General features: G+C 69.7%; 8 protein-coding genes. 2 read left to right on the top strand and 6 right to left on the bottom strand.

Translation table 11 applies throughout. The annotated features are described in order from the left end of the window. Nucleotides 1-613: MBG domain-containing protein (locus D183_RS24300; RefSeq protein ID WP_039726592.1), on the top strand; the 613-nt coding region annotated here is incomplete at its 5' end. 189 nt (nt 614-802) lie between these two features. On the opposite strand, the gene D183_RS0108315 is transcribed toward D183_RS24300, so the two are convergent. Next, complete coding sequence (locus tag D183_RS0108315) at nt 803-2,842, bottom strand: sensor histidine kinase (RefSeq protein ID WP_232757239.1); 2,040 nt, start codon at nt 2,840-2,842, stop codon at nt 803-805. Nucleotides 2,843-2,936: 94 nt separating this feature from the next. Here D183_RS0108315 and D183_RS0108310 point away from each other — a divergent pair, with 94 nt between their 5' ends. After that, nucleotides 2,937-3,620 carry a response regulator transcription factor gene (locus tag D183_RS0108310; RefSeq protein ID WP_017908599.1) on the top strand — a complete coding sequence of 228 codons (684 nt, stop codon included), beginning with the start codon at nt 2,937-2,939 and terminating at the stop codon, nt 3,618-3,620. A 147-nt stretch (nt 3,621-3,767) separates the two neighbouring features. On the opposite strand, the gene D183_RS0108305 is transcribed toward D183_RS0108310, so the two are convergent. From D183_RS0108305 to D183_RS0108285, 5 genes are all read right to left on the bottom strand, one after another. Then, complete coding sequence (locus tag D183_RS0108305) at nt 3,768-4,772, bottom strand: class I fructose-bisphosphate aldolase (protein WP_010341500.1); 1,005 nt, start codon at nt 4,770-4,772, stop codon at nt 3,768-3,770. Between the two features lie 118 nt (nt 4,773-4,890). Further along, entirely contained in the window at nt 4,891-6,300 is a 1,410-nt protein-coding gene (locus D183_RS0108300; RefSeq protein ID WP_017908598.1) for an HD-GYP domain-containing protein, read from the bottom strand. A gap of 105 nt (nt 6,301-6,405) precedes the next feature. Further along, the gene (pyk, locus tag D183_RS0108295; RefSeq protein WP_010341498.1) at nt 6,406-7,872 is read right to left on the bottom strand and encodes a pyruvate kinase; all 1,467 of its coding nucleotides are present in this window, start codon (nt 7,870-7,872) and stop codon (nt 6,406-6,408) included. A 237-nt stretch (nt 7,873-8,109) separates the two neighbouring features. After that, complete coding sequence (locus D183_RS0108290) at nt 8,110-8,760, bottom strand: HAD-IA family hydrolase (protein WP_017908596.1); 651 nt, start codon at nt 8,758-8,760, stop codon at nt 8,110-8,112. After that, the gene (locus D183_RS0108285; protein ID WP_026144302.1) at nt 8,757-9,932 is read right to left on the bottom strand and encodes a phosphoglycerate kinase; all 1,176 of its coding nucleotides are present in this window, start codon (nt 9,930-9,932) and stop codon (nt 8,757-8,759) included. The genes D183_RS0108290 and D183_RS0108285 overlap by 4 nt, the downstream gene beginning before the upstream one ends. Nucleotides 9,933-10,201 lie beyond the last annotated feature (269 nt).

The raw sequence follows: 10,201 nt of genomic DNA, 5'->3' as shown, positions 1-10,201 counted from the left end.
CGGCGCGACCGGCGCAGGGCTGTCCAACTACGTCGTGACCTATGTCGACGGCAGCCTGCGCGTCGATCCGGCCACCCTGCGCATCGTCGCCAACGATGCCAGCAAGACCGTCGGCAGCACCGCCACCCTCACCGGCTACCGTGTCTCCGGCCTGCTCAACCGCGACACCGTCTCCGGCGTCGCCCTGAACAGTGCCGGTGCCGGCAGCGGCGCTGCGGTCGGCAACTACGCCATCACCGCCTCCGGCGCCACCGGCGCAGGGCTGTCCAACTACACCATCAGCTACGTCGATGGCTTGTTGAACGTGGTCGCCGGCAACGGCGATGGCGGCGGCGCTGTCCAGTTGCCGACCACCACCGTGCAGGCGATCAACACCTCGGTCGCCGCCGCCACGGTGACCAGCGATGCCGGCAGCACGACAGAGACCAGTCCGCAAAAGGCCGACGAGACGGCCAGGCAACTGGCGGCCGCGGCACACGGCGGCAGCAGCGGCACCGTGACGGCCGCTACCGACTCGATCCTGATCGTCGACGGCGGCATCCGCGCCCCGGCGGTCGCCTGCAGCCCGGGCGCGTCCAACGCCTCCGCGGACAGCTGCATCATCCGGCAGTAGCCGGGAATGACCTGACGACACCGCGCGGCGGTGTGGTCGGGTCATGGCACGGCTTTCGTCACGGCCCTCGCCGGCACACGAATCGGCACCGGGCTCTCTGCACGAACGCGCGGCGATCGATCGCCGCGCGCCCGATTGTTTTTGCTGTTGGCGCAGAGCGGGCGTCGGGATACGCACGGCCGCCTGCGATCAGGCATCCGTCGCCGGCGGCACGCGCGACACTGCGAGCTGTGCATCCGGGCGGCGCGGCAGCAGCAATACGAAGCAGACCGACTCGTCGGGCGCCTGCCTGGCCAGGCCGACCCATCCCCCAAGACGCTCGGCGATGCGCCGCACCAGGTACAGACCGAGCCCCGCGCCCGGCGCATGCCGCGCGCTTTCGCCGCGGTAGTACTTCTGGAACAGCCGCTCGCGTTCGGCAGGCGCGATGCGTTCGCCCGGATTGGCGACCTCCAGCCGCAGCCCTCCGGCACTGCCGCGGACGCGCACGCGGATGGCCATGCCCGCCGGGCAATGGCGGTCGGCATTGGCGAGCAGGTTGCGCACGGCCACCCGCAGCAGTCCGGTATCGGTGAGCAGACCGTCGTCGTCGGTGAGAACCTCGCAGACCACGCGCTGCGGCGGGAAGTCACCGCACAGGTCGTCGAGCAGGACGCGCAGGGCGCACGGCTGCAGCCGCAGTTCCGAGGCCGCCTCGCCCATGCGGTCGTCGGCGAGATACTCGTCCACCAGCGCCAGCAGCCGTTGCGCTGCGTCGCGTATGTTGCCGCAGCGCACGCGATTGCGTTCCGGCGGCGCATCCAGCTTGCGCGCCAGCTGTTGCGCCGAGGTCATGATGACGGCCAGCGGCGTGCGGAACTCGTGCGACACCATCGCCACGAAATCGCGTTGCTCCTGCATGACCTTGCGCTCGGTCTGCAGCAAGCCGCGCAGGTCGTTCTCCAGCGCCTGCCGCCTGCCGATTTCGTTGCGCAGCTCTGCGGTGCGCAAGGCCACGTCACGCTCCAGCGCCAGACCGTGCCTGCGCGCGAGTGCCACCGCGGCCTCGGCATGCCGCCGTTCGCGCAATCGGCGCTGCCGCTCGTAACGGCCGATGAGGAACACGCTCAGCAGCGTCATGTGCAGCATGGTGCCGAACGTGGTGGCGTACTGGGTCCACGCATTGACCGGGACGAATCCGAGGTTGCGCAGGAAGCCCAGCATCACCCCCAGATAGAACGGAAAGAACGCGAGCACGAAGAACAGCGCCGGCCGATAGCGGCGCCACAGCAGGTGCAGCCCCAGCCCCGCCAGCAGCAGGATCTCCAGCAGGCCCAGCGACTGCACCGGCTGCATGCCCCAGGCGTAGTGGCCGGCGAGCACGAACACGGCGCAACCCAACGCGACCGCCCACAACAGACGTGTGCCCCAACGCACCAGCCGCGGATGAAAGGCGCGCAGGTTCAGTTGCCGGCTGGCGACCTGGAATCCCACCGGCAGACTGCAGGCGATGCTGATGCCCAACAGCGTGTCGCTCCACGCCATCGGCATGCCGGTGACCTGCTGCACCAGGCCGATGGACATCGCTTCGTTGAACACGCAGCCGCCGAGATAGGCCACGAACAGGCCACTCATGCGCGCGCGCGTGGCGAGCCAGAACAACACGTGCAGGCACAGCAGCAACAGGTAGAAGCCGAAATACAGGCCGAACTGCAGCCCCTCGCGCCGCGAGTGGTTATCGAAGGGCAGGCGTTGCCAGACGTCCAGACGGGTGACCAACGCGTTCTTGCTGCGCAACCGCAGCAGCACCTCGTAATCGCCCGCATGCGTTGGCGCGAACTGGAAGACGGGGCTGCGGTAGTCCACCGGCCAATCGCGCCGCGGCACGCGTTCGCCGCTGTCCCCCAGCGCGCGCCAGGCGCCGCCCTCGGGCCGCACGTAGGCCTGCACGTCGTCGAGCAAGGCATTGCTCAATCGCACCATCCAGCCGCCGGGCGGTACACTCTGGACATGAACAGGCAGGCGCAGCCACACGGCACCGTCGGCGAATCCCGCGTTGAGGCCGTCGGGCAGCCGGGTCCAGCCGGTCGCGGCGGCGGCCTGCACCACGTCCAGTCGGCCGTGCGGATCGTCCAGGCGCTGCAGATACCCGCTCGCATCCTGGTGCGCGCTGGTCAGCGGCAGCGCCGCGACCGCGGATGGCGCCGCGTCGGCGGCCACGGCCACGCCCACCACGAGCCATGCGCCCACCAGCCAGCGCCACCATTGCGCCATCATTCGCCATACCGCACCCTTGCCAGCCGATGACGTTACAGCAAACCGCACTGCGCGAGGACGCGACTCCATGTCCGAGGTGATCCTGCTCGAGGACGAGCCGGTGCTGTGCGAAGAACTCGGCGAGTTCCTGCAGGATCTGGGCTACGTCGTCCTCTGCGTGGACAGCATCGCCGGCTTCCGGCAACGATTCGATCCGGCGCGCCACACCATGGCCGTGATCGACGTCGGTCTTCCCGACGGCAGCGGCCTGGAACTGGTCAGTGAACTGCGGCGTGCCGGCCATCGGCTGGGCATCGTGGTGTTCAGTGCACGCAACACCGCCAGCGACCGCATCGCGGGACTGGAACTCGGCGTGGACCACTACCTGGGCAAGGGCGTCGATCTGGACGAACTCGCCGCCACGCTGGCGTCGCTGGGCCGGCGCCTGGCCCTGCCGCCACCGGCGGCGCGCTGGGTCCTGGAACTGGCCGCCGCACGCCTGAACGTTCCCAACGCGCCGCCGGTGCCGCTGTCGCGCCAGGATCTGCTGGTGCTGGCCTGCCTGATGCGCCATGCCGGCGAGAGCGTGGGCCACCGCGAGATCGCCGACGCGCTGGGGGTGAACTTCCTCGAGTACGACCGGCGGCGGCTGGACACGCAGATGTACCGCCTGCGGCGCCGCGTGGAGGAAATCAGCGGACGCCCGCTGCCGGTGAAGACCTTGCGCAACAGCGGCTATCGCTTCCACGCGCCGGCGGCGTTGGCGCCCTGAGCGCCGCGGCGTGCCTCGCCGACGCGCCCTGCGGCCTGGCCACCAGTGCGCAAGCTCCGCTGCCGGCTCCCGCAACACGATGGCCCCTAAACGAAAAACGCCGGCGATGCCGGCGTTTTTCTTTCCTCGCAGGCGTTGCGGGGCCGATCAGCCCTGCCACTTGCCCAGCGCGGCCAGGCCGTTTTCCTTGGCGCGCTCATACACCACCTGCTGCGCCTTGGCGAAATTGCCCTTCATGTCCTGCGCCCACAGCTTCAGCGCGGCCTGCTGCATGGCGCGGCCGTAGGAGAAGCTCAGCGGCCACGGCAGGTTGCCGAGCTGGTTCATCGCGTTGAGGTGCGCGGTGGACTGCTCGTCGGTCTGACCGCCGGACAGGAACACGATGCCCGGCAGGATCGCCGGCACAGTGCTCTTGAGGCACATCACGGTGGACTCGGCCACTTCCTCGACACTGGCCTGCTCGTCGCAGTCCTTGCCGGCAATGACCATCGAGGCCTTGAGGATGGTGCCTTCCAGGACCACGTTCTGCTCGTACAGCGCGCCGAACAGCGAACGCAACGTGGCTTCGGTGACCTCGTAGCAGGTCTCGATGTCGTGGTCGCCGTCCATCAGCACTTCCGGCTCCACCATCGGTACCAGGCCCTGCTCCTGGCACAGCGCGGCATAACGGGCCAGCGCATGCGCATTGGTCTCGATGCACACGCCCGACGGGATGTCCTCGCCGATGGTGATGACCGCACGCCACTTGGCGAAGCGCGCGCCGAGCTTGTAGTACTCCTCCAGGCGCGCACGCAGGCCGTCGAGGCCTTCGGTGATCAGTTCGCCCGGCATGCCGGCCAGCGGATGCGTGCCCTTGTCGACCTTGATGCCGGGGATGATGCCGTGCTCGGCCATGTACTTGGCGAACGGCACGCCGTCCTTGGTCTTCTGGCGGATCGTCTCGTCGTACAGGATCGCGCCGGAGATGTGATCGCTCAGCTTGGGCGTGGTCAGCAGCAGCTCGCGGTAGGCACGGCGGTTCTCTTCGACATTCTCGATGCCCACGCCGGCGAAGCGCTTGGCGATGGTGCTGGTGGATTCGTCGATCGCGATGATGCCCTTGCCCGGGGCGACCATTGCCTGTGCGGTTTCGGCAAGCTGTTCGATGCTCATACGGTTCCTGATGGCTGCAGCGGGGGAACGCCCATTATACCGGGCCGGCCTGCATGCATTCCGTTACCGCGGGAATTGCAAGCGGTTACAGGCGTAGACCGTGCATGTTCCCGGCACGTCAGCCAAGTGCATCCGTCATTGCGTCACACTGCGCCTCTTGTTCGGCCTGCGCGGTCTGCAGCGGCGCGGCGTCCAGGGCCGGCACCAGCGCAGGCGCGCCCTGCGCTGTCGGCAAGGCGATGTCGAGCGCATCGAGCAAGGGCTGCCAGTCGTCGGCACTGCGCGCGCGGCGGTGCGCCAGCAACGCGGCGTGGTGGCGCAGCCCCGGCAGCTGCCAGCGCAGTTCGCAGCAGACGCGATCGACTTCCTCGGCCGCTTCCGGCGCGGCGATCAGCCACGGCAGTTGCTCGACCATCTTGCCGGCGCCGGAATCGTGGATGGCCATGATGTAGCCCACGATCAACAGCAGCAGATGCTGCAAGGCCGCGCGCTCGTCCTCGCGCAGGTCGCCGCCGCGCTGCAGCCGCAACGCCTCGTCGCGCGCCCGCTCCAGGCCGTCGAGCAAGACCGCCACCACCTCGCGCAGGTGCTGCGGATCGTGCGCCGGCGCCTGTTCCAGGGCGCAGTCGCGCAGGCGCTCGGTCAGCAGGTCGACCACGTCGCGCGGGAACTGTCCGGGCACCACGCGCAGCGCGATGCGCATCCGCGCCAGCGCCTGCGCATGGCCCTGCTCGCGTTCGAACAGCCCATCCAGCGCTTCGGCACAGGAGATCAACCGGCCCAACGGCGACAGCGCCGACGCGCCGACCGGATAGCCGGAGCCGTCGATGCGTTCGTGGTGCTCGCGTGCGGCCGCGGCCTGCTGCGCCGAGTACACGCCGGATTCGCCAAGCAGCGCGGCGCTGATCACCGGGTGCACGCAGCGCATGCGCCACTGCGCGAAGTCCTGCTGCGCCTCGGGAATCTCCAGCACCACCGGATCCACGTACATCTCGCCGAGATCGTGCAGCAGGCCGACTTCCGCGGCCTCGCGCATCGCCGCATCCGAGCGCGACAGCAGCGCCGCCAGCCAGGACACCAGCATCGCCACCCGCACCGCGTGCGAGAACGCGGCCGGCCGGGTCTGGCCGAGGGTGGTCAGCAAGGTGCCCGGCGCGCCCAGCGTGCGGGCGCGGGCCAGCATGGCCATCACCGGCTGCGCCTGCTCGCCCAGCAACTGCCGCAGGTGCGGGTGTTCGTCCAGTTCGCGCTGCGCGGCCAGTTGCACTTCGCTCGGACGCAGCTCCTCGCAGAACGCCAGCGAGGATTCCAGCGGACGCAGCAGGCGCCGCGCGATCAGGCGCTCGCGCAGGCCGGCGTTGATGCGCTGGCCCTTGGCGACGAGCAGGATGCCGCGGCGGTCGCGGATATCCTCGGTGACCACCAGCTCGCGCGTGGCCGAGGCCTGGATCAGGTGTTCAAGGCAATGCGTGCCGGGGCGCTCGGGCAGGTCCAGCCCGAGTTCGGCGTGCGCGCTTGGGGACGTCATGGGGGTGTCGCACGATCAGGGAACGGGAGGGCGCCGCGCCGTTCCATGCGCGATCGAACAGGTGTTGCCGACGGCGCGGCGGCCGGGGCCGCCGCGCCGCGTCCTTCAGAGTTCGCCCAGGCCGCTGGCACGGCCGTCCGGGCCGACCTCGAGCAGGCGCAGGGTGTTGGTCGCGCCGTGGGTTTCCATGTGCTCGCCGCTGGTGAACACCACGCGGTCGCCCGGCGCCAGCAGGCCGGCTTCGACCAGCACGCGGATCGCGCCGCGCGCGGCCTCGCGCGGAGTCAGGCCGCGGCTGTCGAAGTTGATCGGGAACACGTCGCGCATCATCGCCATGTGCCGGCGCGCGCCGTCGTGGCGGGTCACCGCGAAGATCGGCGCCTTGGCGCGGAAGCGCGACAGGTAGCGCGGGGTGCCGCCGGATTCGGTCATCGCCACGATCGCGCGCACGCCCACGTGCTGGGACAGGAACATCGTCGCCATGGCGATGGCCTGGTCGGCGCGCTCGAGGTTGCGCGGGGCCATGCCGAAGTCGGTTTCGGTCTCGAACTGGCGCTCGGCGCCCAGGCAGATGCGCGCCATCGCCTCGACCGCGCGGATCGGATAGGCGCCGGCGGCGCTCTCGGCCGACAGCATCACCGCGTCGGTGCCGTCGATCACCGAGTTGGCCACGTCCAGCACTTCGGCGCGGGTCGGGATCGGGCTTTCCACCATCGACTGCAGCATCTGCGTGGCGGTGATCACCACTTTGTTCTGCGCCAGCGATTCCTTGATGATCTTCTTCTGCAGGCCCGGCAGCTCGGCGTCGCCGATTTCCACGCCCAGGTCGCCACGCGCGACCATCACCACGTCCGAGGCCTCGACGATCTCGCTCAGGTTCTCGATCGCCTCGGTGCGCTCGATCTTGGACACCAGCGCCGCATCGCAGCCGTGCGCGCGGGCGATGCGCCGCGCCTCGTTCATGTCCTCGGCATTGCGGCAGAACGACACAGCGATGAAGTCCACGCCGATCTTGGCGACGATGCCGATCAGTTCCTTGTCGCGCTCGGTCAGCGCGCCCAGCGACAGGCCGCCACCCTGCTTGTTGAGCCCCTTGCGATCGGACAGCACGCCATCGTTGAGCACGCTGGTGACGATGCGCTCGCCCTGCACCTCGACCACCTTCAGCTGCATCAGGCCATCGTCCAGCAGCAGCACGTCGCCCGGGGCCACGTCCTGCGGCAGGCCCAGGTAGCTGACGCCGACCTGGCTGGCGTCGCCCGGCGCGGCATTGGGGTCGGCGATGAGGTCGAAGCGGTCGCCGAGCTTGAGCGAGACCTTGCCCTGAGCGAAGCGCTCGATGCGGATCTTCGGACCGGGCAGGTCGGCGAGGATGCCGATCTCGGCGCCGACGCGGGCCGCGGCGGCGCGCACTTCGGCGGCGCGCTTGGCCTGGCCGGACGGATCGCCGTGGCTGAAGTTCAACCGCACCACGTTGACGCCGGCGCGGAACAGATCCTCAAGCACGCCGGGCGGGTCGGTGGCCGGACCGAGGGTGGCGAGAATCTTGGTGCGGCGCTGGCGTTCGATCATGATGGCATCCTTGGAAAAAGCGCTCAAAGCTAGCACACGCGCCCATCACACAGCATGGCATTTCGGCATAGACGCACGCGCGGTCCGGCATAGCGAACGGACAATGCGGGACAGTATGTGGTCATGCCGCGCCAACAGCCGCCGGCCCGCGGACACCGTGCGGGCAGGCTCACGCCAGGCGACGCAGCATGCGCAGCCAGCGCCCTGTGCGCCGGACGCACCGGCGCACGTGCCCATTCAGGCCGCGACGAGCGCCGGCAACTGCGCCGGCGACTGCGCCAGCACATCGGCACCGGCCTGGCGCAGCTCCTCGGCATCGCCGAAGCCCCACAGCACGCCGATGCTGCGCATGCCGTGATGGCGCGCGCCGTCGATGTCCATGCGCCGGTCGCCGATCATGCGGCACTGCGCCGGCACGACAGAGAGCCGGCGCAGCGCCTCGGCGATCAGGTCCGGCTTGGCCCGCCGCGCGCCGTCGTCGCTGGCACCGACGATCTCCTCGAAGCCTGCGCCGAACGGCAGGTGCTCGACGATGCGCCGCGCGAAGCGTTCGTTCTTCGAGGTCACCACCGCGAGGCGATGGCCTGCCATGGCCACCGCCTCCACCGCCGCGCCGATGTCCGGGAACACCGTGTGCTCGCGCCAGCCATGGCTGTCGTAGCGGCTGCGGTACAGCGTCAAGGCCTGCTCCACCAACGCCGCATCGCCGCCGAAGTGCTGCTGGAAGCTGTCGCGCAGCGGCGGACCGATCCAGGCGCGCAACTGCGCCGGGGTCGGCAGCGGCTGGCCCAGTTCGGCGAAGGCATGGCGCAGGCTGCCGACGATGCCGGCCTTCGAATCGACCAGGGTGCCGTCCAGGTCGAAGAACAGGACGTCGGCGGCGCTCACGCGCCGCGCGCCTGCAGTGCGGCCACCGCCGGCAGGGTCTTGCCTTCCAGGAACTCCAGGAACGCGCCGCCGCCGGTGGAGATGTAGCTGACCTGCTCGGCGATGCCGTACTTGTCGACCGCGGCCAGGGTGTCGCCGCCGCCGGCGATGGAGAACGCCGACGAGGCGGCGATCGCCCGCGCCAGGGTCTCGGTGCCCTTGCCGAAGGCGTCGAACTCGAACACGCCGACCGGGCCGTTCCAGACCACGGTGCCGGCCTTGGCGATCAGCTCGGCGTAGTGCGCAGCGGTCTGCGGCCCGATGTCCAGGATCAGGTCGTCGTCGGCGACATCGGTGACCGCCTTTACCGTGGCCTCGGCGTCGGGCATGAACTGCTTGGCCACCACCACGTCGCTGGGCAGCGGGATCGCCGCGCCGCGCGCATTGGCGTCGGCCACGATCTTGCGCGCGGTGTCGAGCAGGTCCGGCTCGCACAGCGACTTGCCGACCGCATGCCCGGCCGCGGCGATGAAGGTGTTGGCGATGCCGCCGCCGACGATCAGCTGATCGACCTTGTCCACCAGGTTGGACAGCAACTCCAGCTTGGTCGAGACCTTGCTGCCGGCGACGATCGCCAGCAGCGGCTTGGCCGGTTGCTCCAGCGCCTTGGCCAGCGCATCCAGCTCCGCCATCAGCAGCGGGCCGCCGGCGGCGACCGGGGCGAACCTGATCACGCCATGAGTGGAGGCCTGCGCACGGTGCGCGGTACCGAACGCGTCCATCACGAACACGTCGCACAGCGCCGCATACTTCTTCGCCAGGGCCTCGTCGTCCTTGCCCTCGCCGACGTTCATGCGGCAGTTCTCCAGCAGCACGATCTGCCCGGGCTGCACGTCCACGCCATCGACCCAGTCGCGGATCAGCGGCACGTCGACGCCGAGCAGCGCAGCCAGGCGGATGGCCACCGGCTCCAGCGAATCCTCCTGGGTCCACACGCCTTCCTTGGGCCGCCCCAGATGCGAGGTCACCATCACCGCCGCGCCCTGCTCCAGCGCGTGCTTGAGCGTCGGCACCGAGGCCAGGATGCGCTGCTCGGAGGTGATCAGGCCATTGTCGATCGGCACATTCAGATCTTGCCGGATCAGCACGCGCTTGCCGGACAGGTCGAGATCGGTCATTCGCAGGATGGACATGTGATTGCTCGCTTTCGTGGGGTTGCAAAGGGAAAACCGCGCCATCGGTGCAGTATCGGCGTCGGCATCGGAACGTCGGGTGCACGCCGTTCGGCCGATCGCCGCGCAGCGGCGAAACCACCATTGTCCGGCGTCGGCCGCACAGCGGCAAATCGGTGGGTGACGGTGCGCTGCCCCGCGCGCGCGGCGCGGCGTGCGCGCCGCCGCCGCGGGATCGATCAGCCCGTGCCCTCGCCGGCGCCGGGTTTGCGCAGCAGGCTGAGCGCAAA

This window comes from Xanthomonas sp. SHU 199, from assembly GCF_000364665.1.
GTDB lineage: Bacteria > Pseudomonadota > Gammaproteobacteria > Xanthomonadales > Xanthomonadaceae > Xanthomonas_A > Xanthomonas_A sontii.
Note: the sequence above shows the minus strand (reverse complement) of the source record. Positions and strands in the feature narration are given on the sequence as shown.

Bases quoted from the DNA above. Each gene is read 5' to 3' on its own strand.
- D183_RS0108300 (WP_017908598.1), bottom strand. From the start codon at position 6,300: ATGACGTCCCCAAGCGCGCACGCCGAACTCGGGCTGGACCTGCCCGAG.
- D183_RS0108310 (WP_017908599.1), top strand. From the start codon at position 2,937: ATGTCCGAGGTGATCCTGCTCGAGGACGAGCCGGTGCTGTGCGAAGAA.
- D183_RS0108305 (WP_010341500.1), bottom strand. From the start codon at position 4,772: ATGAGCATCGAACAGCTTGCCGAAACCGCACAGGCAATGGTCGCCCCG.
- pyk (WP_010341498.1), bottom strand. From the start codon at position 7,872: ATGATCGAACGCCAGCGCCGCACCAAGATTCTCGCCACCCTCGGTCCG.
- D183_RS0108285 (WP_026144302.1), bottom strand. From the start codon at position 9,932: ATGTCCATCCTGCGAATGACCGATCTCGACCTGTCCGGCAAGCGCGTG.